General features: G+C 66.4%; 23 protein-coding genes. 19 read left to right on the forward strand and 4 right to left on the reverse strand.

The genetic code is table 11. The features are described from left to right. Positions 1-8: 8 nt before the first annotated feature. Both HDC94_RS08190 and HDC94_RS08195 read right to left on the reverse strand, forming a co-directional pair. Positions 9-533: a DUF4395 domain-containing protein gene (locus HDC94_RS08190; protein ID WP_179496545.1), complete on the reverse strand. Its 525-nt coding sequence runs from the start codon at positions 531-533 to the stop codon at positions 9-11. 13 nt (positions 534-546) lie between these two features. Beyond that, positions 547-975 carry a thioredoxin family protein gene (locus HDC94_RS08195; RefSeq protein ID WP_179496547.1) on the reverse strand — a complete coding sequence of 143 codons (429 nt, stop codon included), beginning with the start codon at positions 973-975 and terminating at the stop codon, positions 547-549. A 73-nt stretch (positions 976-1,048) separates the two neighbouring features. Between HDC94_RS08195 and thyX the strand changes: the two genes are divergently transcribed. Then, positions 1,049-1,798 carry an FAD-dependent thymidylate synthase gene (thyX, locus tag HDC94_RS08200; RefSeq protein ID WP_374757267.1) on the forward strand — a complete coding sequence of 250 codons (750 nt, stop codon included), beginning with the start codon at positions 1,049-1,051 and terminating at the stop codon, positions 1,796-1,798. Positions 1,799-1,804: 6 nt separating this feature from the next. Here thyX and HDC94_RS08205 read toward each other — a convergent pair whose 3' ends face one another. Next, positions 1,805-2,863: an AI-2E family transporter gene (locus HDC94_RS08205; RefSeq protein WP_179496551.1), complete on the reverse strand. Its 1,059-nt coding sequence runs from the start codon at positions 2,861-2,863 to the stop codon at positions 1,805-1,807. 182 nt (positions 2,864-3,045) lie between these two features. On the opposite strand from HDC94_RS08205, the gene HDC94_RS14890 reads away from it, so the two are divergent. The 17 genes from HDC94_RS14890 (at position 3,046) to dapF (ending at position 20,579) form a co-directional block, all read left to right on the forward strand. Beyond that, positions 3,046-4,143, forward strand: a complete 1,098-nt coding sequence (locus tag HDC94_RS14890; protein WP_179496553.1) for an AraC family transcriptional regulator — start codon at positions 3,046-3,048, stop codon at positions 4,141-4,143. Positions 4,144-4,175: 32 nt separating this feature from the next. Beyond that, positions 4,176-4,550, forward strand: coding sequence for an SHOCT domain-containing protein (locus HDC94_RS08215; RefSeq protein ID WP_179496555.1), 375 nt, complete (start codon positions 4,176-4,178; stop codon positions 4,548-4,550). A 71-nt stretch (positions 4,551-4,621) separates the two neighbouring features. Then, entirely contained in the window at positions 4,622-5,599 is a 978-nt protein-coding gene (gene dapA, locus HDC94_RS08220) for a 4-hydroxy-tetrahydrodipicolinate synthase (RefSeq protein WP_179496557.1), read from the forward strand. Positions 5,600-5,620: 21 nt separating this feature from the next. After that, positions 5,621-7,297, forward strand: coding sequence for a ribonuclease J (locus HDC94_RS08225; RefSeq protein WP_179496559.1), 1,677 nt, complete (start codon positions 5,621-5,623; stop codon positions 7,295-7,297). Positions 7,298-7,421: 124 nt separating this feature from the next. Beyond that, the gene (locus tag HDC94_RS08230; protein ID WP_179496561.1) at positions 7,422-8,423 is read left to right on the forward strand and encodes an efflux RND transporter periplasmic adaptor subunit; all 1,002 of its coding nucleotides are present in this window, start codon (positions 7,422-7,424) and stop codon (positions 8,421-8,423) included. After that, positions 8,420-9,151: an ABC transporter ATP-binding protein gene (locus HDC94_RS08235; protein ID WP_179496562.1), complete on the forward strand. Its 732-nt coding sequence runs from the start codon at positions 8,420-8,422 to the stop codon at positions 9,149-9,151. The genes HDC94_RS08230 and HDC94_RS08235 overlap by 4 nt, the downstream gene beginning before the upstream one ends. Continuing rightward, positions 9,148-10,428 carry an ABC transporter permease gene (locus tag HDC94_RS08240; protein WP_179496563.1) on the forward strand — a complete coding sequence of 427 codons (1,281 nt, stop codon included), beginning with the start codon at positions 9,148-9,150 and terminating at the stop codon, positions 10,426-10,428. The genes HDC94_RS08235 and HDC94_RS08240 overlap by 4 nt, the downstream gene beginning before the upstream one ends. Before the next feature lie 55 nt (positions 10,429-10,483). Further along, complete coding sequence (locus tag HDC94_RS08245) at positions 10,484-13,210, forward strand: DNA translocase FtsK (RefSeq protein ID WP_179496567.1); 2,727 nt, start codon at positions 10,484-10,486, stop codon at positions 13,208-13,210. 91 nt (positions 13,211-13,301) lie between these two features. Then, complete coding sequence (gene pgsA, locus HDC94_RS08250; RefSeq protein WP_179498943.1) at positions 13,302-13,898, forward strand: CDP-diacylglycerol--glycerol-3-phosphate 3-phosphatidyltransferase; 597 nt, start codon at positions 13,302-13,304, stop codon at positions 13,896-13,898. Continuing rightward, positions 13,891-14,370 carry a nicotinamide-nucleotide amidohydrolase family protein gene (locus HDC94_RS08255; protein WP_308495671.1) on the forward strand — a complete coding sequence of 160 codons (480 nt, stop codon included), beginning with the start codon at positions 13,891-13,893 and terminating at the stop codon, positions 14,368-14,370. Before pgsA ends, HDC94_RS08255 begins: the two co-directional genes overlap by 8 nt. A 155-nt stretch (positions 14,371-14,525) precedes the next feature. Next, on the forward strand, positions 14,526-14,834 hold the full coding sequence (locus tag HDC94_RS08260) for a helix-turn-helix domain-containing protein (protein ID WP_179496569.1): 309 nt from the start codon (positions 14,526-14,528) through the stop codon (positions 14,832-14,834). A gap of 81 nt (positions 14,835-14,915) precedes the next feature. Next, the gene (locus tag HDC94_RS08265; protein ID WP_179496571.1) at positions 14,916-15,143 is read left to right on the forward strand and encodes a DUF3046 domain-containing protein; all 228 of its coding nucleotides are present in this window, start codon (positions 14,916-14,918) and stop codon (positions 15,141-15,143) included. 277 nt (positions 15,144-15,420) lie between these two features. Further along, entirely contained in the window at positions 15,421-16,545 is a 1,125-nt protein-coding gene (recA, locus tag HDC94_RS08270) for a recombinase RecA (RefSeq protein WP_179496573.1), read from the forward strand. Positions 16,546-16,547: 2 nt separating this feature from the next. Beyond that, entirely contained in the window at positions 16,548-17,195 is a 648-nt protein-coding gene (locus tag HDC94_RS08275; RefSeq protein WP_179496575.1) for a regulatory protein RecX, read from the forward strand. A 46-nt stretch (positions 17,196-17,241) separates the two neighbouring features. After that, the gene (gene miaB, locus HDC94_RS08280; protein WP_257021645.1) at positions 17,242-18,777 is read left to right on the forward strand and encodes a tRNA (N6-isopentenyl adenosine(37)-C2)-methylthiotransferase MiaB; all 1,536 of its coding nucleotides are present in this window, start codon (positions 17,242-17,244) and stop codon (positions 18,775-18,777) included. A 14-nt stretch (positions 18,778-18,791) separates the two neighbouring features. Beyond that, the gene (gene miaA / locus HDC94_RS08285) at positions 18,792-19,700 is read left to right on the forward strand and encodes a tRNA (adenosine(37)-N6)-dimethylallyltransferase MiaA (RefSeq protein WP_179498947.1); all 909 of its coding nucleotides are present in this window, start codon (positions 18,792-18,794) and stop codon (positions 19,698-19,700) included. A 3-nt stretch (positions 19,701-19,703) separates the two neighbouring features. Continuing rightward, complete coding sequence (dapF, locus tag HDC94_RS08290) at positions 19,704-20,579, forward strand: diaminopimelate epimerase (RefSeq protein ID WP_179496579.1); 876 nt, start codon at positions 19,704-19,706, stop codon at positions 20,577-20,579. Positions 20,580-20,594: 15 nt separating this feature from the next. On the opposite strand, the gene HDC94_RS08295 is transcribed toward dapF, so the two are convergent. Beyond that, positions 20,595-21,239: a class I SAM-dependent methyltransferase gene (locus tag HDC94_RS08295; protein WP_179496581.1), complete on the reverse strand. Its 645-nt coding sequence runs from the start codon at positions 21,237-21,239 to the stop codon at positions 20,595-20,597. A 44-nt stretch (positions 21,240-21,283) separates the two neighbouring features. Between HDC94_RS08295 and hflX the strand changes: the two genes are divergently transcribed. Next, positions 21,284-22,816 (forward strand): GTPase HflX, encoded by a 1,533-nt coding sequence (gene hflX / locus HDC94_RS08300; RefSeq protein ID WP_179496583.1) that lies wholly within the window; start codon positions 21,284-21,286, stop codon positions 22,814-22,816. Positions 22,817-22,856 lie beyond the last annotated feature (40 nt).

Genomic DNA, 22,856 nt, shown 5'->3' on the forward strand with positions numbered 1-22,856 from the left:
ATTCCAGACTAGGCGGCTGAGGCGCCGGCGGCATCCTTTCGGCCGAGGATTCCCGCGCGAGCGAGCAGCAGGTAGATCTGGCATCCGAGGCAGTAGGCGAACACCGAGTTCAGGAAGGCGGCGATGAAGGCGGCGGATGCCGCGACGACGAGGGCGAACGGAACCCCGGCGAGCTGCAGCACGAGGCCAGCGAGGGTGATGACGAAACCGACACCCTGGGCGAAGGTCGGCGGAGCAGGGTCCTCGAGATCGGTCGGGGCGGACAGGCGCGGGCGCACCAGCTTTCGGAAGATCGCGCCGTAGGGGTGGCGGCGGATGCCGGCGAAGGCACCCCACGCGAAGAGGGCGCTGATCGCCGCGAAGAGTATGAAGGCGGGCTGTGTCGCACGTTCTATGGGAGTTGACACGACGGGGGATGCCAGTGCCAGACCGACCACGACGAGCAGCAGAACGGCCGTGATGCCGGCACCGAAGCGGGGCGAGCGCGGGTCGATGCCCCGGGTGGGGGTGGTCGTCGAGGTGGATGTCGTCATTGCTGCCTCCGGGTCATGCGACGAGTACGCGGTCCAGCTCCGCCTGGAGATCGGCTCGTCGGGGTGCCCCACCAATGCGGGCACGAACGACTCCGCGGCCGTCCAGGATCAGCGTCGTGGGGGTCTGCAGGATGTTGAACCTGCTCGCGAGGTCCGGACGGCGAGTCACGTCCAGGTCGATGTGGGCGATGTCGGTGCGCTCGGCGGCAACCGCGTCGAGAACGGTGTGCGTCGCGCGGCACGGAGCGCAGACCTCGGTCGAGAACTGCAGGAGCGTCGCCCCGCGCGGCAGCCGACGCAACCCGGGCACGTCCGAGACCCGGACGATGGTTCCTGCGTCCACCTGCACGACTCGACCCTGGCGCGATCGCCACAGCAGGCCGATCGCCGTGGCGAACGCCACCAGGGTGACCAGCACCACGACGATGAGCGGAAGCGACATGGAGCAAATGTAGAAGTCGTCCAACCCCTCTGCCTGAGTGTTGCGGCATATGACGGGGCGAACTCTCGCTATCGTGAAGGCCGTGCCTGATGAGACGAAGCCCGAGGTCCAGTTCCGTTCCGATGTGACCGTGGAGCTCGTACGCTCCAGCGCACAGGACTCCGACGTGCTGTTCGCGGCGCGCGTGTCGACCCAGGGGGAGCAGACGCTGGAGCAGGCGCAGGACGCCGGGCTCGATACATCCCGCAGCAAGGGCCTCATCAACTACCTGATGCGCGACCGCCACGGGTCACCGTTCGAGCACAACTCGATGACCTTCTACGTTCAGGCGCCCATCTTCGTTTTCCGCGAGTTCATGCGGCACCGCATCGCCTCGTACAACGAGGAGAGCGGCCGCTATCGCGAGCTGAACCCGGTGTTCTACGTTCCCGGCCCCGAGCGCAACCTCGTCCAGGTGGGCAAGGCCGGTGCCTACGAGTTCCTGCCCGGCAGCCCGGAGCAGACCGATCTCGCCATCTCCGAGGCCAAGGCCGTGGCGACGGAGGCCTACGCGTCGTACCAGCGGATGCTCGACGCGGGCATCGCCCGCGAGGTAGCGCGCATCGTGCTGCCGCTCTCGATCTACTCGTCGATGTACGTCACGATGAACGCCCGATCGCTCATGAACTTCCTCTCGCTGCGCACGAAGCGCGAGGGAACGCACTTCCCGTCGTTCCCGCAGCGCGAGATCGAGATGGCCGCCGAGCAGATGGAGTCCATCTGGGCGGACCTCATGCCGCTCACCTACGGGGCGTTCAACGACAACGGGCGCGTCGCCCCGTAGACGCGGTCAGCGCGCGTTCTGCGCCGGCACGACGACCTTCTTGATGATGAGAAGGATCGAGGCGCTGATCGGGCACGCGACGAGCGCGCCGAGGAGCCCCAGGAGCGTCGCTCCGACCATCGCACCGATGAGCACGAGTGAGCCGGGAATCTGGATCGCCTTGCCGACGATGCGCGGGGTGAGCACGTAGGCCTCGATCTGCAGGTAGACGAGCATGACGATTCCGACGATGAGGGCCGTCTCCGGAGACGTGAAGAGCGACACGACGGTCATGATGCCCGCGCTGACGAGGCTCCCCACCACAGGGATGAAGGTGATCGGGAGGGCAATCGCCGCGAGGATCGGGGCGAAGGGTACGCCCACGATGGACAACACCACGAAGCTGAAGGCGGCGTTCATCAGCGCGAGGATGAACATCCCACCGAGGTAGCTTCCCACCGATTCGAAGATCTCCTCCGCGATCGAGGCGAACCCCTCCCGCCGAGACGCAGGGACGAGCGAGTAGAGCCCTTGTTTCATGGGCTCGAGCGTCGCCACGAAGTACACGGTGAGGGCGATCACGAAGATCGCCCCGAAGGTGCCGTTGATGATGTTGATGCCGACGCGAAGAGCACCGCCCGTGATGGCCACCCAGACGTTGGGGTCGCTCACGCCATCCTCGAGTTGGTCGAGGAAGGGCGTGAGTACTCCGCCGAGCGAATCGTTGAGATCCTCGAACCATGCCTGGCGTTCGACGTCGTCGAACCCGATGGGCAGGTAGTTGATGAGGAGCGTCACCTGCTCGATGAGCACGGGAAGCAGCATCCAGATCAGGAGCGCGAGGATGACCACGAACCCTGCCAGGACGGTCAGTACGGCCCCGGCGCGTGAGAACTTCATTCGCTCGAGCCGCAGCACGATCGGGTAGAGGCCCAGGCTCACGAACAGCGCGAAGAAGATGAGCGTGAGCGCGTAGCCCAGGGACCCGAGGGCTGTGCCCAGCACGAGCGCCAGGAGCACCCCGAGTGTGGCGATGAATCCGAATCGGAAGGGGCCAGAGGACAGCAGCCGGGGCATGGGGTTCATGCGGACTCCTCGAGAGGGGTGTACGGAAGATCAGGACAATGAGCGGACGCGTTGCGGTGCCCAAGCCTTCGGCCCGCCCGCGTCGTACATACCGTGAACACAATGTAGGGCGTGCGTGTTTGCACGACCCTATTGTGGCGCGGGAATGACCTAGCCGTGGCGCAAGAACTAATCTCAACATTGTGGATAGTGATGAGCTCTCGGTGTCGCCGTTGCGGGCACCGTCCGACGACGAACTCGAGACGGTCGTGGTGCAGCTCACGGGCGCGCGTTCGCTGCCCGTCTCGATCCTTCGACAGGTCGGGCGGGCCTTTCGGGTGCGCGCCGACTCCCCGTTTCATCTCGAGATCCACCGACGGAAGCTGCCGAATGCGAGCGTGGCGGATTTCACCGTCTCTGAGATGGCACTTCGCCGCCTTCCGTTCTCACGGCCGGACGCCGCGCACCTCCTCGTCGTGCGGGAGGGGGTAATCGTCCTGGACTCGACGATGGGTGAACGGCACACGCTCACGGCGGGCGACATGTGCATCGTGACGCGATGGAGCGACTACGACCTCAGCTGTCTGAAGCCAGCACGCGTCACGCACCTCCTCTTCTCGGAGTCCCGACTCCGGGATCGCGGAGTGCGGTTGCGAGCCGACCGCGTGTTGATCGCCGCACCACCGTCACTCCGGGAGCCGATCGTCGCGCTCGTGGGCTCTGTTGTCGACCGCGAGTGGATGTCCACAGCTACCTCCCTACGCGTGATCGACAGGGCGCTGGAGGACCTGGCGGTGGGTCTCCTCCTGGAACGTGGGGACACTGGAGACGAGCACGACGAACAGCGCGCGGTGCTTCGAGCCAAGGCGCTCGAGGAGATCGCAGAACGTCATAGGGATCGGGCACTCGCGCCGGCACTGCTTGCGAAGTACCTTGGCGTGTCCCTGCGTCACCTCCAAAGGGCTTTCGAACACAGCGGCTCAACGATCGCCGATCAGATAGCCTCGCGGCGCACGATGTCGGCGGCCGACCTGCTCGCGTCGCCACACGGCAGAACGCTCACGGTGAGCGAAATCGCTCGCGCCTCCGGATTCGCTTCGGCGTTCGAGCTGCGTTCCGCGTTCAGGGCTCGATTCGGGCAATTGCCCTCCGACTACCGTGTCAGAGGCATTGTTGCGCCAGCCAGCGAGGATTCTCGCGCCAACCGGGAATCTGATGGCCCGGACGAGGCCATAGTTGAGACGGGAGCGGCGCTCCTCGGGACGCCTACCAACGCCCGCGATCCGCGACTCCCGGCCTGACCTGGCCGGAGAAACTGAAAGAAAGAACTCGCATGGACCTCTGGACCTTCCTCTGGAACACCTTCCTCATCTTCGCCTTCGTGGTCTACCTGATGATCCTCATCACGATCTTCACCGACCTGTTCCGTGACCGTGCACTCAACGGCTGGTACAAGGCGCTGTGGATCATTGCCCTGCTCGTGTTCCCCTACCTTTCTGCGTTCATCTACCTCATCGCCCGCGGTCGCGGCATGGCCGAGCGCCAGCATGAGTTCGCCAAGGCCAGCAACGACGCGGCGACGGCCTACATTCGCCAGGCCGCGGGCAGCGGCCCGGCATCCGACATCGCGGCGGCCAAGGCCCTTCTCGACGACGGCACGATCACGGCCGAGGAGTACGAAGCGCTCAAGAAGAAGGCGCTCGCCTAGACAGGCTTGGGACACGAGGGGCCGTGCGGTAAGCCGTGCGGCCCCTTTCCCGTTGGCGGTAGCCTTGGTGCGTGTCAACGATCCCCAACCCCTTTGGCCAGGTGCTCGTCGCCCTGGTGACCCCGATGAACGCCGACGGTGAGGTCAACTGGGCCGATGTCGAGAAGCACATCGACGACGTGATCACTGCCGGTGCCGACGGCATCGTCGTCACGGGAACCACGGGGGAGACCTCGACCCTCACCGACCCGGAGAAGATACGGCTGGTCGAGGTGGCCAAGCAGGTCGCTGGCGACCGCGCGAAGGTCATCACGGGCGGTGGCTCGAACGAGACCGCGCACGCGATCGAGCTCGCCAAGAAGAGCGAGCAGGCGGGCGCGGACGGCAACATGATCGTCACGCCGTACTACAACAAGCCGACCCAGGCTGGCGTCCTCACCCACTTCAGGATGATCGCCGACGCGACCGACCTGCCCGTGATTCTCTACGACATTCCCGGTCGCACCGGTGTGCAGATCACCTACGAGACGATCCTGCGCGCCGCGAAGCATCCGAACATCCTTGCGGTCAAGGACGCCAAGGGTGACCTCTCCGAGGTCAGCCGCGTGCTCAACCAGACCGACCTGTACTACTTCTCCGGCGACGACGCCAACGTGCTCCCGAGCCTCGCCATCGGTGCAACGGGCCTCATCGGGGTGACTGCGAACATCGCGGCAACCCCGTACCGCCAGATGGTGGATGCCGTGAATGCCGGTGACCTGCGCACTGCAACCGCGGCGCACCAATCCCTCGAGCCCCTGGTCCGCGCGACGATGACGCACGTTCCCGGAACGGTCGCCACGAAGTACATCCTCCACGGCCTCGGTCGCATCTCGAGCCCGCGCGTTCGCCTTCCGCTTGTCGGCCCGGAGGAGTGGGAGGCCGCCCAGATCGAGGACGAACTCGACCTCGTCAAGGACATCACGGGCGTGAGTTTCGACAACTTCCGTCCCGACCGCAATGCCGCTGCAGGCGGCGCCCTGCCGAAGGTTGCGGGCACGACTCGCTGATGCGGCGGTAGGCTCGTGCCAATGCCAGTCTCAGTTTTCGCGCCGCCGCCCCTGACCTCCGGAACACTCCGTGTGACTCCGATCGGAGGTCTCGGCGAAATCGGTCGCAACATGACCACGTTCGAGATCGACGGCAAGATCCTCATCGTCGACTGCGGCGTGCTCTTCCCTGAGGAGCACCAGCCCGGCGTGGATCTGATCCTCCCCGACTTCAGCCCGATCCGCGATCGGCTCGACGACGTGCTCGGTATCGTGCTCACGCACGGCCATGAGGATCACATCGGTGCCGTGCCGTACCTGCTCAAGCTCAAGCAGGACATCCCGGTCATCGGCTCCACCCTGACTCTCGCCCTCATCGAGGCGAAGCTCAAGGAGCACCGCATCCAGCCCTACACCCTGACTGTGAAGGAAGGGCAGGAGGAGAAGCTCGGCCCGTTTGATCTCGGATTCGTGGCGGTCAACCACTCCATCCCCGATGCACTCGCCGTCGTGATCTCGACGTCCGCGGGCGTGGTCCTCCACACGGGCGACTTCAAGATGGACCAGCTGCCGCTCGATGACCGCATCACCGACTTGCGCGCGTTCGCACGTCTCGGCGAGGCCGGCGTCGACCTCTTCCTCTCGGATTCGACGAACGCGGATGTCCCGGGGTTCACACCCAACGAACGTGACATCGGTCCCGTGCTCGAGGCCGTCATCGCCAAGGCACCGCGTCGTGTTATCGTCGCAAGCTTCTCGAGCCACGTGCACCGTGTGCAGCAGGTTCTGGATGCCGCGGTCGCCAACAACCGCAAGGTCGTTCTCATGGGGCGCTCCATGGTGCGCAACATGGGCATCGCGGCGGAACTCGGCTACCTCAAGGTGCCGGACGGCGTTCTCATGGACGCCAAGAAGGCCGTCGACCTCCCGGACGATCGCGTCGTCTACATGTCCACGGGCAGCCAGGGCGAGCCCATGGCCGTCCTCGCCCGCATGGCCAATCTCGAGCACCAGATCGAGGTCGGCAAGGGAGACACCGTCATCCTTGCCTCGAGCCTCATCCCCGGCAACGAGAACGCGGTCTACCGGGTCATCAACGGCCTCATGAAGCTCGGTGCGAACGTCGTGCACAAGGCGAACGCCAAGGTGCACGTGTCGGGTCACGCCGCTGCGGGCGAGCTGCTCTACGTCTACAACATCCTCAAGCCGAAGAACGTGCTCCCGGTTCACGGGGAGCAGCGCCATCTTGTGGCGAACGCCAATCTGGCGATCCAGACCGGCGTTCCCGAGGAGAACACGATCCTCGCCGAGGACGGCACCGTGATCGACCTCCGCGACGGAGTGGCGAAGATCGTCGGCCAGCTCGACCTCGGGTACGTCTACGTCGACGGCTCGAGCGTCGGGGAGATCACCGACGCGGACCTCAAGGATCGTCGCATCCTCGCCGAGGAGGGGTTCATCTCCATCTTCGTGGCGATCGACCCCCAGACCGGGCGGGTCATCGTGGGGCCGGAGATCCAGGCCAGGGGCTTCGCCGAGGACCAGAACGTGTTCGACGCCGTTCTGCCCCAGGTCGTCAAGGCGCTGACGGATGCCGCGGACAACGGTACCCGGGACACCCACGCCTTCGCGCAGGTTATCAGGCGCACCGTGGGTCGCTGGGTCAACACGCAGCACCGCCGCCGCCCGATGATCGTTCCGGTAGTTATTGAGGCGTAGCCCCCGACGTTCATCTCCCGGCAAACGTTGGGCTGGTCGAATCATCCTTCCGAGTGATTCTCTTGAACTGTCTCCCGTCTAGCGTGGATGGGTACCGTTCGAGACCCGCAGGGAGCTGTCTGCCGTGAGTATTGCCCGTCGTTGGGTCTTCCCGATCCTCTGGATCATCATCTTCGCGGTCATCGCCGCAGCGCTCGTCAAGGTCGCGTTCTTCCCCGACCAGAGTGAAGCCGCCGATCCCGCGGTTCCCGGTGCCGAGATCGTCGAGCCGGAGTACATCGTCGCGCGGGGGACTGTCAGCAACGATGTCACGCTGAGCGGAACGGTCGCGTCTGACGCTGCAGTCCCGATCCCCGCAACTCTCACTGGCGAGGTTCGCGACGTGTTCGTCGCCCAGGGCGCGTGGGTCGAGGCGGGCCAGAACATCCTCCAGTTGAAGGCGATCGTCACCTACTCCGACGGCACGTCCGGCACGGAGTGGAAGTACGCGACAGCGCCGGTCGCGGGCACGCTGTCGAGCTTCACCGCACTCGTGGGGCAGCAGTTCGCGGTGGGCGACCCGGTGGGGCAGATCGCTCCACCCGGTTTCCACGTGAGTGGCAGCATCCCTCCCGAGCAGCTCTACCGCCTCATCGAGCGGCCGTCCGAGGCCCAGGTGACGATAGCGGGCGGTCCAGCGCCCTTCGCCTGTACGAACCTCACCATCACGACCCCACTCCCGGGGCAGGGCCAGGGCACGGGCCAAGGCCAACAGAGTGAGGGCACCGGCTCGGCATCGGGCCCGACCGTGACGTGCACGGTTCCGGGCGATGTCACGGTGTTCCCGGGATTGACTGCCGACCTCGTGATTGCTGGCGGAGTCGCCGAGGACGTCCTTGTCGTGCCCATCACCGCCGTCGAGGGGGCATCGGGCAAGGGCAATGTCTACTTCGTGTTGCCCGACGGCTCCACGGAGACCCGCGAGGTCACGCTCGGCCTCAACGACGGAGTCAACGTCGAGGTCACGGGCGGACTCGAGGAGGGCGATGCGATCCTCCAGTTCGTGCCTGGTGCACCCAGCGCGCCGGAGGGCATGGGCGAGAACTGCTACCCGGTCGGCAATGGCGGAATGGTGTGCGAGGGATGACACTGCTGCAGCTCGAGGGAGTGACGCGCACCGTCGACCTCCCCGATGGCGAGAAGCTCGATATTCTCCGGGGTGTGGACCTCGAGGTGGAGGTCGGCGACCACGTGAGCATCGTGGGACGCTCGGGCTCCGGCAAGTCGACGCTGCTCAACCTGCTCGGGCTGCTCGACGCCCCGACCACGGGTCGCATCCTCTTCGACGACGAACCCCTCGAGTCCCTCACGGGCGGGCGTCGCGACCGCAAGCGCGGGCGCGACATCGGCTTCATTTTCCAGCAGTTCAACCTCCTCCCTGGCCGAACGGCCCTGGAGAACGCCATGACGCCGCTGCTCTACGCCTCCGGCAGGCAGTTCTGGAACAGGGCGAGGATCGCGAGCGAGATGCTTGAGCGTGTCGGCCTCGGCCATCGCATGGGATCGATGCCGGAGAAGCTCTCCGGTGGTGAGCAGCAGAGGGTGGCCATCGCCCGCGCGCTCGTCCGTGGGCCGCGCCTCATCCTTGCCGACGAGCCGACCGGCGCGCTCGACATCGACACCGGTGCCTCCGTGATGAAGCTCCTCGATGACGTTGCCGAACAGTCGGGTGCAGCGCTCATCACGATCACCCACGACGCCAACGTTGCAGCGCTCGCGCGCCGTCACTACCGCTTGGATCGCGGCGTCCTCGCTCCCGTGGATGTTCGCCGGGTGCTCGCGCTCTCGGAGTCGACGCCGGGAATCACGCAGTGACGGTCGAGAAGACTCCCCGGGCGCGCCAGCGTGCCGCGGGGAGCCGGCAGCGCGGGGGAGTTCTCAGCGGACTCGTGGGAGCCGTCGTCGAGGCATGGGACGAACTGCGCATCCACAGGACACGGGTGCTGCTCAGCCTGATCGGAGTCGGGGTCGCCGTGTGCGCGCTCACGACGGTGGTGGGGGTGGGTGCCATCGCCCAGCAGGCACAGATCGAGCAGCTCGAGCGCGGATCTGGTCGGCCCGCGACACTCATGCTCGGGTCGCCGTACAACCCGGTGACGGGGGAGCAGGGACCGGTCGACACCCTGACAACTGCCGCGAACTCGGTGATCGAGCGCTATCGGATCACCTACGTGGGGGCGGTCGGGGGCGTGCAGCTCAACGTGCAGTTCGTCGACGGGGTGAGCGAGACCTACGGGCAGTCGGTCGATCCCGACTACGGCGTCATGCATCGCGTCCAGCTCGAGCAGGGACGGTGGTTCACCGAACAGGACGAGCTCCGCCTCGCTCCCGCGATCGTCGTGAGCGACGCGTTCTACCAGCGGCTCGGCGCGCCCGACTTGCGCTCGCATCCCACGGTGACGCTACTCGGCCAGGACTCGACGACCGCCGTCGTCATCGGCGTCCTGCCGGCAAGCCCATTCGACTCCAGCCTCACGATGTTCATCCTCAACTCGGCGTACGCGCAGCTGTCCACGCCGGAGATGATCGCTAATGCGTGGCCGCAGTACGAGTTCTGGGTTCCTCCTGAGCTCGCCCCGGAGCTGACGGAACTCATCCAGAGGGACGTGGCCTCCGCCTTCGGCGACGACTGGCAGGTGGATGTCACGCGCAACGACTACCTCGCCTGGGAGGGTGGAGACCCGCTCGGCTCGGTCAGGCTCGTGCTCGCGGGAATCTCGATCCTGATCCTGCTCCTGGGAGCGCTCGGACTCGTGAACATCTCGCTCGTGACGGTGCGCCAGCGCATCCGGGAGATCGGTATCCGGCGCAGCTTCGGCGCGACGGCTTCCCGCGTGTTCTTCGCCGTCATGATGGAGAGTGTCGTCGCCACGGTCGTGGCGGGCTTCGCGGGTGTCGTGCTGGCGGTCGCGATCGTCCAGAATCCGTGGGTGCGCGACTTCGTGGCATCCGGTCTCTCCGACGTACCGCCGTTCCCCCTGGAGGCGGCGATACTGGGACTCGCAGTCTCGGCGGGGGTCGGAGCCCTGGCAGGTCTCCTTCCCGCGCTTGTGGCCGTGCGGGTGAAGGTCATCGACGCAATCCGCTACTGACGGCCCCCAGCGTGCCTCCCGGGTTGTGACGGACCCCGCGGGTACCGTGATGCGCATGGCTACGAGCTCCAGGACGACGTCGCGCCCGCGTACGGCGCCCGCGCGCGGCCGCACCCAGCCCACCAAGAAGCTTCCCCGCGGCAAGCAGCCGCCCGTGGAGGAGCCCGGCCTCCTCACCAAGGCGTGGATGGGGCTCGCGCATGCCACGGGAGGCGCCTTCCGTGTCCTCGGCAAGGAGACTCTCGCGAAGGAGGAGCGTCGCGACGGTGTGCCCTTCCTGATTTTCCTGCTCGCGGTCGCCGGAGCGGTCGTCGAATGGTTCAACCCGACTGACCCGGTTGCGATCGCCCTCGACACCTGGACGTTCGGCGGGCTCTTCGGGCGCGTTGCATTCGCGCTCCCCGTGATCATGCTGTTGTTCGCCATCTGGCTCTTCCGCCACCCGGCAAGCGTGCACGACAACACGCGCATCGGTATCGGCGTCACCATCCTCGTCGTCTCGATCAGCGGCCTGTGCCACACCTTCGGCGGCCAGCCGCAGCCTGCCGATGGGATGGAGTTCCTCGCGAAGGCCGGCGGCATCATCGGCTGGATCCTTGCGGGCCCCCTGCTCTTCGTGGGCACCGCTGCTCTTGCCGCTCCCGTGCTGATCGTGCTGCTCATCCTCTCGCTCTTCATCATCACCAAGACTCCGCCCAATCGACTCGGTTCGCGATTGCGGGAGCTCTACGCCTACCTCTTCGGAGCGCAACTGGTGGACGAGTCCGAGCGAGCGGCCGCCAAGGCGGCGAAGCGCTCGCCAGGCGACTCCGGCGAATTCGGCACGCTCGGCGACCTCGGGCTCGATGACGACCCAGCCTCGGTCCCGTGGTGGCGCCGCAACAAGGCCCCCTCCGCCGAGCCAGCGTTCGACAGCCCCGTCATCGCGCGGGATGTCGCGCCCTCCTCGGACGACGTCACCGAGGTGATCGATCCGGCGCCAGCGGGAGCGTGGAGTCTCCTCGACGAGCTGGCGGATGCCGAGGCCGCTGTGCAGCGTTTCACGGGCGAAGTGGACCCTGCAGCGACGAGCATCCGTGACGATTCGCCCGGCCTTCTTCCCGGCTTTGCCGCGACAGCGAGCGAGAAGGGCCTCGCGGGCGAGTTCGAGGAGGCAGAGCCCGCGCCGCGTGCCAAGCAGCCCACGGCCGTCTACCGCCTCCCCACGCCCTCCGTTCTCGCGGCCGGCACGCCGCCGAAGGCACGCAGCGCGGCCAATGACGAGGTCGTCGCGGCGATCACCGAGGTGCTCAAGCAGTTCCAGGTGGATGCCGCGGTCACCGGCTTCAGCCGAGGCCCGTCCGTGACGCGCTACGAGCTCGAACTCGGCCCCGGCGTCAAGGTGGAACGTGTCACGGCTCTCGCGCGCAACATCAGCTACGCGGTCGCGAGCAACGAGGTCAACATCCTCTCGCCGATCCCGGGCAAGAGCGCCATCGGCGTGGAGATCCCGAACAAGGACCGCGAGATCGTCTCCCTCGGAGACGTCCTGAGGTCGCCAGCGGCAACGAAGAGCGAGCACCCGATGACGATCGGGCTCGGCAAGGACGTCGAGGGCGGGTTCGTCGTCGCGAACCTCGCCAAGATGCCCCATCTCTTGGTGGCGGGTTCGACCGGCTCGGGCAAGTCGAGCTTCGTCAACTCGATGATCACATCGGTACTCATGCGCGCGAAGCCCTCCGAGGTGCGCATGGTGCTCATCGACCCGAAGCGCGTCGAGCTCTCGATCTACTCGGGCGTTCCGCACCTCATCACGCCCATCATCACGAACCCGAAGAAGGCGGCAGAGGCGCTTGCGTGGGTCGTCAAGGAGATGGACATGCGGTACGACGATCTCGCGTCGTTCGGCTTCCGTCACATCGACGACTTCAACCGCGCGGTCGTCGCCGGCGAGATCGTGTTGCCCCAGGGGAGCGAACGCAAGCTCTCGCCCTACCCGTACCTGCTCGTCGTCGTCGACGAGCTTGCCGACCTCATGATGGTTGCACCGCGCGACGTCGAGGACTCGATCGTGCGCATCACGCAGTTGGCCCGGGCATCGGGCATCCACCTCGTTCTCGCAACGCAGCGCCCGTCCGTCGACGTGGTCACCGGTCTGATCAAAGCGAACGTGCCGTCGAGGCTCGCGTTCGCTGTGTCGAGCATGACCGACAGCCGCGTTATCCTCGACCAGCCCGGCGCCGACAAACTCATCGGGCAGGGCGACGCGCTCTTCCTGCCGATGGGTTCTTCCAAGGCCATCCGTGTGCAGGGCGCGTGGGTGGGGGAGAGCGAGGTCGCCGCGGTCGTACAGCACGTCATCGGCCAGGCCCGCCCCGAGTACCGCAACGATGTCGAGGCCACGGCCGAGAAGAAGCAGATCGACTCCGACATCGGAGACGATCTCGAACTGCTGCTGGCCGCGGCCGAGCTTGTGGTCAGCACCCAGTTCGGTTCGACGTCCATGCTCCAGCGCAAGCTGCGGGTCGGCTTCGCCAAGGCTGGCCGCCTCATGGACCTTCTCGAGTCGCGCGAGATCGTCGGCCCGTCCGAGGGCTCCAAGGCCAGGGACGTGCACGTGACGGCCGAGCAGCTGCCCGGCGTTCTGGCCAAGCTCAGGGGGCAGGATGCCCCGGCCTCCGGGTCACCAGCGCCTCAGGCATCCGCGGCCCCGCGCGATCAGGTCGAGGAATCCTTCAACGGCTACGATGTCGTGGATGGCGGGTCCGACGAGGACGCCTGGAATCTGACCGATCGGGAGTAGACACGTGGTCGCTGAGCCGGACGCTCCGCAGGACTCCCCGAACAGCCAGCGACGGACTCATGCCGATCGCGCTGCGGCGGTCCGCGACTCGATGAAGGGTCGCGTCTCGTCGAAGGGTGACACCCCGGCGAGCAACGGCAACCTCGCGAACATCATCACGGTTGCGCGCATCCTGCTCGCTCCCGTGTTCGTGTGGCTTCTCGCGGCGGACAACGGCGAGTACGGCATCCTCCGCTGGCTCGCAGCCGGCCTGTTCATCCTCGCGATCGCCACCGATGGTGTCGACGGCTCCGTCGCCCGCAGCCGTAACCTCGTGACCAACGTCGGCATCATCCTCGACCCGATCGCCGACAAGGTGCTCACGGGTGCGGCGCTCGTGATGCTGTCGATCCTCGGTGAACTGTGGTGGTGGGTGACCATCGTGATCCTCGTGCGCGAACTCGGCATCACGGCTTTCAGGTTCGCGGTGCTGCGTGATCGCGTCATCCCGGCCTCCCGCGGTGGCAAGCTCAAGACGGTGTTCCAGTCGGTGGCGATCTCGCTCTTCCTGGTGCCGCTCTTCACGATCGTCGGCGACTGGGTTCTCTGGGTCAACTGGGTCGTCATGGCGATCGCGCTCGTGCTCACGGTGGTCACAGGCATCGACTACCTCTGGCAGGCGTGGCGGGAGAACCGCAAGCGTGCCTAGTGCTGCGGTGGTCGGCGCGCTCGTCGAGCGCGGCCTGACGATCGCTGTCGCCGAGTCGCTGACGGGCGGGATGCTCGTCTCCGAGCTCATCGCGACGCCGGGGGCATCCGCCACCGTCCTCGGCGGTGTGGTGGCCTACGACACACGCCTCAAGCACACCCTCCTCGGTGTGGATGCCGACTTGCTCGCCGCGGCGGGAGCGGTCGATGCTCGGGTGGCCGAGCAGATGGCCGATCGCGTGCGCGCCGTCCTTGCCGTCGACGGCAGGCCTGCGGACGTGGGGATCTCGACGACCGGTGTAGCGGGGCCAGACCCCCAGGACGGCAAGGCTGTCGGCACCGTGTTCGTAGGTCTCGCGATGGGCGAGCGGGTCTCCTCGATCGAGCTGAGCCTCGCCGGGTCCCGCTCGGCAATCCGTTCGGCCACGGTCGCCGAAGCACTGGTACAACTTCACAAGATGCTCGAAGGGTGAGGCGGGAATAGCCCTCGTTTCGATCACGTTACATCTGTCAGGTTCACACGCACCGCACAGATTTGGGTGGTTAGAGTTCATGTACCTCGGTGGTTGTAGTCTTAGCCATCCGGTAAGAAGTTCGACCGCACAGTCAGGCATATAAGGAGGGTCCAATGGTTCTGGTTCGACAGGAATTGGGCGACGTTCTCCGCGACTTTCGCCTGCAGAAGGGGCGCACCCTTCGTCAGGTCGCGAGCAAGGCGAGCGTCGCGCTCGGTTACCTCAGCGAGGTAGAGCGCGGGCAGAAGGAGGCGAGTTCTGAGATTCTTGCCTCGGTCGCCGAGGCTCTCGACACGCCGATCTCGGTCATCATGCGTGAAGTCGGTGACCGCCTCTCGGTCATCGAGGGCCTGAGCCCGGTACCGGACACGCTGCCAGACGACCTGGTGGCCGAGTTCGATTCCGACCTCGTCTCCCGCTGATAGGTTTCCACGAATGCCCCGGCCCCGTGCCGGGGCATTCGTCGTCTCCGGTGGCCGCCGAGCTCGGGTTAGCGTTGAGATATGCGTCTGAGTGAGTTCTGGCTGGCCGTTGCCGATGAGTTCGGTGATGCCTACGGGCGGATCCTGACCCGAGACTTGGTCCTGGGTGACATCGGTGGCATGACCGCCGACGATGCGATCAAGGCCGGTGTGTCCGTGCGGGACGTCTGGCTGGCGCTGTGCAGCGCGATGGATGTCCCTGAGGAACGCCGGTATGGCGTCGGGCGCCGCGAACCGAAGAAGCCCTGAGCGCTCGTTCCTGCACTCGCGGTTCTCGCGACACGCCCCGTTCGCTCGAATATTGATTCGATGAAGTGGTAGCTTCTCCCCAACGTCCTATCGAAGACGAGTGTCATCCACAACACGCAGCAGGCCTCCACCGATTGTCGGGGGCCGGGCGTAGCGTGGGCCTCGTCCCGTTGGACGTAGCACGACCAGCCTTTGTCGGGAGGCTGCGGGCCTTGCACCACCGGTCCGCTGCGGAGCGACAGCCTATGGGCAGCCACCTCAGACCAGGAGAGAAAAGATGCCATCAGTAGCAGACCGCGAGAAGTCCCTTGAAACGGCCCTCGCTCAGATCGACCGCCAGTTCGGCAAGGGTTCCGTCATGCGTCTCGGCAGCGACGAGCGTGCTCCTGTCGAGGTGATCCCGACGGGCTCGATCGCGCTCGACGTCGCGCTCGGGATCGGCGGGCTTCCGCGCGGGCGCATCGTCGAGATCTACGGCCCGGAGTCGTCGGGTAAGACCACGCTCACCCTCCACGCGATCGCCAACGCCCAGCGTGCTGGCGGTATCGCGGCGTTCATCGACGCCGAGCACGCTCTCGACCCCGAGTACGCGGCCAAGCTGGGCGTCGACATCGACTCGCTGCTCGTCTCGCAGCCCGACACGGGGGAGCAGGCGCTCGAGATCGCCGACATGCTCGTCCGTTCCGGCTCCATCGACCTCATCGTGATCGACTCGGTCGCTGCCCTTGTTCCGCGTGCGGAGATCGAGGGTGAGATGGGTGACTCGCACGTGGGTCTGCAGGCTCGCCTCATGTCGCAGGCCCTGCGCAAGCTCACGGGCGGGCTCAGCTCCACGAACACCACCATGATCTTCATCAACCAGCTCCGCGAGAAGATCGGCGTCTTCTTCGGCAGCCCCGAGACCACCGCCGGCGGTAAGGCTCTCAAGTTCTACGCCTCTGTTCGCCTCGACATCCGCCGCATTGAAACGCTGAAGGATGGCACGGATGCCGTGGGTAACCGCACACGCGTCAAGGTCGTGAAGAACAAGATGGCTCCGCCGTTCAAGCAGGCGGAGTTCGACATCCTGTACGGCACGGGCATCTCGCGCGAGGGCAGCCTCATTGACTTCGGCGTCGAGCACGAGATCGTGCGCAAGTCCGGTGCCTGGTACACCTACGAGGGCGACCAACTCGGTCAGGGCAAGGAGAACTCGCGCAAGTTCCTTCTCGAGAACCCGGCGATCGCCAAGGAGATCGAGCAGAGGATCATGATGAAGCTCGGAGTGGGCGCCGAGGCACGTGCGGCGCTCGCCCGCGAGGCCGAGATCGCTGCGGCTCCCGAGCCGAAGGCCACCAAGGCCGGCAAGGCATCCGGGCCGGTCATGCCGGTCGAGACCGCGCTCAAGGCAGTAGGCGAGTAACCATGGCAGATGGCGAGCGGCTTGCCTCGGTGACGTGGCTGTTCGGGCAACCCGAACGTGACTCCGTCACCGAGCAGGCCGCGTCGCCGTCGCAGCCCACCACAGCCGATGCGCCTCGGGGGCGCCACGAACCACCGACTCGCGCGGAGCGTGCGTCCCGGGCGGGCGAGTTCCAGCGCATCAACAACGTGAGCATGCATGCGCTCGCGCGGCGTGGCATGTCGGTCGCCGAGATGCGCGACTACCTGATCGGGCGTGAGTTCGACCAGCACGAAGCCGACGAAGAATGTGACCGCCTTCTGGGCGTCGGCCTTCTGGACGACTTTGCCCTCGCCGAGACGCTCATTCGCACCCTGCGTCAGCGGAAGGGACTCGGTCGGTCGGGAGTGACGGCCGAGTTGCGTCGGCGCAGGCTGGAGAACGACGCCATCGAGGCCGCCCTCGAGGACCTCGACGACGACGAGCTCGCACGGGCGATCGACCTGGCCGAACGTCGCGCCCCCCAGCTGCGCTCTCTCGACACCGAGACGGCCACGCGTCGGCTCAGTGGATTCCTCATGCGCAAGGGCTACTCCAGCGGGGTAGTGCGTGCGGCCGTCGACCGCGCGCTGAGCCGTAGTGGCGAGTCATCCGGACCCGTCTTCCGCTGAACGCCGCATGCCCGGCGGTTCCCTATCCGCGCCGTACCATGGAGCCATGAGCACACCCGTCCTCACCTCCGCTCGCACCTACGAGGTGCGGACTTTCGGCTGCCAGATGAACGTGCACGACAGCGAGAGGTTGAGTGGTTCGCTCGAAGCTGCCGGCTACGTGAAGGCCCAGGACGGGCATCCCGACATCGTCGTCATCAACACGTGCGCAGTGCGCGAGAACGCGGACAACAAGCTCTACGGCACCCTGGGCCAGCTCGCATCAACCAAGCGCGGTCACGAGGGCATGCAGATCGCCGTCGGCGGCTGTCTCGCCCAGAAGGACAAGGCGAGCATCCTCGAGAAGGCCCCGTGGGTCGACGTTGTCTTCGGTACCCACAACATGGGCGCGCTTCCCACGCTTCTCGAGCGGGCCCGTCACAACGATGAGGCTCAGCTTGAGATCCTCGAATCGCTCGAGGTGTTCCCGTCGACCCTCCCCACGCGCAGGGAGTCCAGCCACAGCGCGTGGGTGTCGATCTCGGTCGGGTGCAACAACACCTGCACGTTCTGCATCGTGCCGGCGCTCCGCGGCAAGGAGAAGGATCGTCGCCCGGGTGACATCCTCGCCGAGATCCAGGCCGTCGTTGACGATGGTGCCATCGAGGTCACCCTTCTCGGACAGAACGTCAACTCCTACGGTGTGGAGTTCGGCGATCGACAGGCCTTCGGCAAGCTCCTGCGTGCCACCGGCAAGATCGAGGGACTCGAGCGGGTTCGCTTCACGAGTCCGCATCCTGCTGCCTTCACCGATGACGTGATCGACGCGATGGCGGAGACGCCGAACGTCATGCCGCAACTCCACATGCCGCTGCAGTCCGGCTCGGATCGCATCCTCAAGGCCATGCGTCGCTCCTACCGGTCGGAGAAGTTTCTCGGAATCCTCGAGCGCGTTCGCGACCGCATTCCTCACGCGGCGATCAGCACGGACATCATTGTCGGCTTCCCCGGCGAGACCGAGGAGGACTTCGCGGAGACCCTCCGTGTCGTCGAGCAGGCGCGATTCGCGACGGCTTTTACTTTCCAGTACTCGATCCGCGAGGGCACCCCTGCCGCGACCATGGCCGACCAGGTGCCCAAGGCAGTGGTGCAGGAGCGCTTCGAGCGCCTCATGGCGCTTCAAGACCGCATCTCCCTCGAGGAGAACCAGCGCCTCGTGGGCACGACCGTCGAGGTCATGGTCACCGCCGCGGAGGGCCGCAAGAGCGATCAGACCCACCGGCTCTCGGGGCGCGCAGAGGACTCGCGGCTCGTGCACTTCGATGTGCCCGACGGCAGCGTCATCCCGCGCCCTGGCGACGTGGTGTCCGCGGTTGTCTCGCAGGCCGCGCCGTTCTACCTGATCGCTGACACGGTCGGCGAGCTCCCCGTGCGTCGCACGCGCGCAGGAGACGCGTGGGATCGCGCGGAGGCGGCATCCTGCGCGGTTCCGTCGGGCACTGCAGGCTCGGCGGCGGATGCCCCGGCCAGGGTCTCACTGGGGCTCCCAACGCTCCGCGTTGCCACCACGCCCATCTACGACACGAGTGACGGACTCCGCTGAGTACCCCGCACGGCATTCCCCTCGTCGTCATCGTCGGTGCGACGGGCACCGGCAAATCCGCACTCTCCCTCGATCTGGCCCAGGAACTCGGCGATCGCGGTATCGCGGCCGAGGTCGTCAACGCGGATGCGATGCAGCTGTACAGGGGCATGGACATCGGCACGGCCAAGCTGCCGGTCGAGGAGCGTCGTGGCGTGCCCCACCACCTCCTCGACGTGCTCGATCCCACCGAGGAGGCATCGGTCGCGGCGTACCAGATGGCCGCCCGGCAGGCGATCGAGGGGATCGAGTCACGCGGTGCCGTCCCGCTCCTCGTCGGCGGATCGGGGCTCTATGTCTCGAGCGTGATCCAGCAGTTCAGCTTCCCCGGCACTGACGCGGCCGTGCGCGCGCGGCTGGAGGAGGAGCTCGCCACCCTGGGACCCGGCATCCTCTTCGCCCGACTCACAGAGCTCGATCGGTACGCGGCAGCGTCCATCGGACCGCACAACGGGCGACGTATCGTCCGCGCCCTCGAGGTGATCGAGATCACGGGGAAGCCCTTCGGATCGGGGCTGCCGGAGGACGAACCACCGTGGCGCGAGGCATCCATCATCCATCTCCAGGCTCCCCGGGCCGAACTCGTCCAGCGGCTCGATGCCCGGGCGGCGGGCATGTGGGAGGCTGGCCTTCTCGACGAGGTCACGCGACTGCGCGAGCGTGGCCTCGGAACGACGGCGAGCCGGGCCATCGGATACGCCCAGGCGATCGCCGAACTCGACGGTGAACTCACGACGGCCGAGGCGATCGAGCAGACCGCAGCGCTCACTCGGCGGTACGCCCGACGGCAGGTCGGCTGGTTCCGCAGGTACGCCGCGACGGTCTACGACTACGACGATCCGGACCTCGTCGCCAGTGCTCTCCTGCAGATACGGCAGGATTGAGTGGTGGCGACGATCTCCTTCACCAAAGGCCAGGGCACGGGCAACGACTTCGTGATCTTCTCCGACCCCGACGGTGAGGTCGAACTCTCGCCGGAGCAGATCGCCGCCATTTGCGATCGCCACTTCGGCGTGGGTGCGGACGGCATGCTCCGCGCGGTGCGAAGCCGCAGCATCGACGCGGGAGCCGCCGCGCTCGCTGAGGATCCCGATGCCGAGTGGTTCATGGACTACCGCAATGCTGATGGCTCGATCGCCGAGATGTGCGGCAACGGCATCCGTGTCTTCTCGAAGTACCTCATCGAGACCGGTCTCGCCGACCTCGAGCCTGGCGACACCCTTCCCATCGGCACACGGTCGGGTGTTCGTGATGTCCAGCGGTCGACCAACGGGTTCTCCGCGGACATGGGGCGCTGGCGTCTCGACGGCGGCGAGCCCCTCGTACGCGCCAAGGAGCTTCCCGTGGCCCGCCCCGGTCTCGGCATCAACGTCGGCAACCCCCATGTCGTGGTTGCCCTTGCCAGTGACGAGGAGCTGGATGCCGCGGACCTGAGCTACATCCCCGTGGTCGATCCCGAACCCGCCGACGGCGTCAACGTTGAGTTCATGGTCGCGGCGGATCCGCTCGTGAGCGATGGTGTCGGACACATCAGGATGCGCGTGCACGAGCGCGGCAGTGGCGAGACGCTCTCGTGCGGCACGGGCGCTGTCGCTACGGCGCTGGCCGCACGGTACTGGGCGGGGGCCGGAGCGCCGAACCAGTGGCGCGTTGACGTGCCCGGCGGGCGCGTTGGTGTGCGGATGTTCGCAGCGGAGGACGGCGAGCACGTCTCCCTCAGCGGGCCGGCGGAGTTGGTCTTCGAGGGCGTGCTCGAGGTGTAGACCGGCGGCGACTCGCTACTGCTCGACGATATCGATGGGGGACGTCATGCCGGTCCGGCGACGAGCGCGCAGTACGCGGTAGCCCTTATTGGTGGCGGCGCGAATGATCGAGAAGTCCTCCGGGAAACGGCCCTGGAGCCAGCGGTGCAGCGAGTCGGAACCGAGGTTGCGCTGCACGACGAGCCACGCATCCGACCCGATCTCCAACCGCGGCAGCCATCGCTCCAGCAGCCCGTGGAGCTCGTTCTTGCCGACGCGAATCGGGGGGTTCGACCAGATCGTCGTGAAACTGACGTCATCAGGGACATCATCCGGAAGAACTGCGTTAACATTAGTTATGGACATTTTTTCGGCGTTTGCCCGCACGAGATCCAGTGCGCGCTCGTTGACGTCCACCGCCCACACCTTCGCATGAGGTGACTCCGAGGCCAGCGTGAGGGCGATCGGCCCCCACCCGCAGCCGAGATCCAGGAGATTTCCTCCCGGCGGAGGGGATGGCACGTTCGCGAGGAGTACCTGGGTGCCCGTGTCGACACGGTCAGGGCTGAAGACGCCTCCCGCGGTCACGAGTTCACGGTCTGCGCCCGCAAGGCGTACGTGAATCGTTCGTGGCCTGAGCTCACTCCCGGGTGTCGAGGAGAAGTAGTGCTCACTAACCATGCAGAGAACTTACCGAAGTAGAGAGAAATAGGGTTAACCACACCATGACTGAAACCACATCACACGACGCCGAACCTCGCGATGACGCGATGTCTCGTCGCGACGTGGATCGCGTTCTCGCCGCCGACGGCGTTCGCTCCGCCGAGGTATCCCGGTTTGGCAGCGGCAGCGCCTTGGCGCTTCAGGATGACGCGCACTACGAGTCCGGACGCGACGGCGACCAGTTCGACCGTGAGGATCGCCAGGCGCTCCGCCGCGTTCCTGGCCTCTCGACGGAACTCGAGGATGTCACGGAGGTCGAGTACCGCCAACTGCGCCTCGAGAACGTCGTCCTCATCGGCGTGTACTCCGGCGGAACGGTTGCCGATGCCGAGAACTCCCTGCGCGAACTCGCAGCTCTTGCGGAGACCGCAGGAGCTGTTGTCCTCGACGGGCTGCTGCAGCGCCGGCCGCATCCCGACCCGAGCACCTACTTCGGCAAGGGCAAGGCCGAGGAACTCCGGGGTGTCGTCGCCGCCACCGGTGCGGACACCGTCATCGCCGACACCGAGCTCGCCCCGAGCCAACGGCGTGCCCTGGAGGACATCGTCAAGGTCAAGGTCATCGACAGGACCGCGGTGATCCTCGATATCTTCTCGCAGCATGCAACGAGCCGTGAGGGTCGGGCGCAGGTCGAACTGGCCCAGCTCGAGTACCTCCTGCCGCGACTTCGTGGGTGGGGTGAGTCGATGTCCCGACAGGCCGGTGGCCAGGTCGGCGCGGGCACCGGCATGGGAAGCCGCGGACCGGGTGAGACGAAGATCGAACTCGACCGCCGTCGCATCCACACCCGCATGGCCAAGCTCCGCCGCCAGATCAAGGGGTTCGCGCCGGCCCGCGAGGCCAAGCGTGCCAACCGCACGCGCTTCGAGGTGCCGAGTGTTGCGATTGCCGGGTACACGAACGCGGGCAAGTCGAGCCTCCTCAACCGCATCACGCGCGCTGGTGTGCTCGTCGAGAACGCCCTGTTCGCGACCCTGGATGCCACGGTCCGCCGCTACCGCACGCCAGACGGTCGCCTCTTCACGCTCGCCGACACCGTCGGTTTCGTGAGGAACCTCCCGCACCAGCTGGTCGAGGCGTTCCGCTCCACGCTCGAGGAGGTCGGCCAGTCCGATGTCATCGTGCACGTGGTGGACGCGTCGCATCCCGACCCTGCAGGCCAGCTCGCGACCGTGCGCGATGTCATCGGGGAACTCGGTGCGCGCGACATCCCGGAGATCGTCGCCTTCAACAAGGCGGATCTTGCCGACGATGACCACCGTCTCGTCCTGCGCGGGTTGGAGCCGACCGGAATATTCGTCTCAGCTCGTACCGGCGAGGGCATCGATGAACTCCTCGAGCGCATCTCCGAACTCCTGCCGAGCCCGGAGATCGAGGTCGAGCTCGTGATCCCGTACGACCGTGGCGAGATCATCTCGCGGCTTCACGTGCAGGGTCGTGTGCTGTCGACCGACTACGAGGAGACGGGCACCCGCGTGCGCGCTCTCGTGCACCCGTCGCGGCTGCCCGAGGTGGAGGAGTTCCGCACGGCGTAATGTTCCGTCATCCGCCGGGAGCGCTGCCTAGACTGAAGTG

The sequence above is a fragment of the Leifsonia sp. AK011 genome (assembly GCF_013410945.1).
In the GTDB taxonomy this organism is placed as follows: Bacteria; Actinomycetota; Actinomycetes; order Actinomycetales; family Microbacteriaceae; genus Rhodoglobus.

What these genes read in the sequence shown, in the direction of transcription:
- HDC94_RS08190 (WP_179496545.1), bottom strand. Translation starts at nt 533, where the DNA reads ATGACGACATCCACCTCGACGACCACCCCCACCCGGGGCATCGACCCG.
- HDC94_RS08195 (WP_179496547.1), bottom strand. Translation starts at nt 975, where the DNA reads ATGTCGCTTCCGCTCATCGTCGTGGTGCTGGTCACCCTGGTGGCGTTC.
- HDC94_RS08205 (WP_179496551.1), bottom strand. Translation starts at nt 2,863, where the DNA reads ATGAACCCCATGCCCCGGCTGCTGTCCTCTGGCCCCTTCCGATTCGGA.
- HDC94_RS08215 (WP_179496555.1), top strand. Translation starts at nt 4,176, where the DNA reads ATGGACCTCTGGACCTTCCTCTGGAACACCTTCCTCATCTTCGCCTTC.
- HDC94_RS08225 (WP_179496559.1), top strand. Translation starts at nt 5,621, where the DNA reads ATGCCAGTCTCAGTTTTCGCGCCGCCGCCCCTGACCTCCGGAACACTC.
- HDC94_RS08235 (WP_179496562.1), top strand. Translation starts at nt 8,420, where the DNA reads ATGACACTGCTGCAGCTCGAGGGAGTGACGCGCACCGTCGACCTCCCC.
- HDC94_RS08245 (WP_179496567.1), top strand. Translation starts at nt 10,484, where the DNA reads ATGGCTACGAGCTCCAGGACGACGTCGCGCCCGCGTACGGCGCCCGCG.
- pgsA (WP_179498943.1), top strand. Translation starts at nt 13,302, where the DNA reads ATGAAGGGTCGCGTCTCGTCGAAGGGTGACACCCCGGCGAGCAACGGC.
- HDC94_RS08260 (WP_179496569.1), top strand. Translation starts at nt 14,526, where the DNA reads ATGGTTCTGGTTCGACAGGAATTGGGCGACGTTCTCCGCGACTTTCGC.
- HDC94_RS08265 (WP_179496571.1), top strand. Translation starts at nt 14,916, where the DNA reads ATGCGTCTGAGTGAGTTCTGGCTGGCCGTTGCCGATGAGTTCGGTGAT.
- recA (WP_179496573.1), top strand. Translation starts at nt 15,421, where the DNA reads ATGCCATCAGTAGCAGACCGCGAGAAGTCCCTTGAAACGGCCCTCGCT.
- HDC94_RS08275 (WP_179496575.1), top strand. Translation starts at nt 16,548, where the DNA reads ATGGCAGATGGCGAGCGGCTTGCCTCGGTGACGTGGCTGTTCGGGCAA.
- miaB (WP_257021645.1), top strand. Translation starts at nt 17,242, where the DNA reads ATGAGCACACCCGTCCTCACCTCCGCTCGCACCTACGAGGTGCGGACT.
- HDC94_RS08295 (WP_179496581.1), bottom strand. Translation starts at nt 21,239, where the DNA reads ATGGTTAGTGAGCACTACTTCTCCTCGACACCCGGGAGTGAGCTCAGG.
- hflX (WP_179496583.1), top strand. Translation starts at nt 21,284, where the DNA reads ATGACTGAAACCACATCACACGACGCCGAACCTCGCGATGACGCGATG.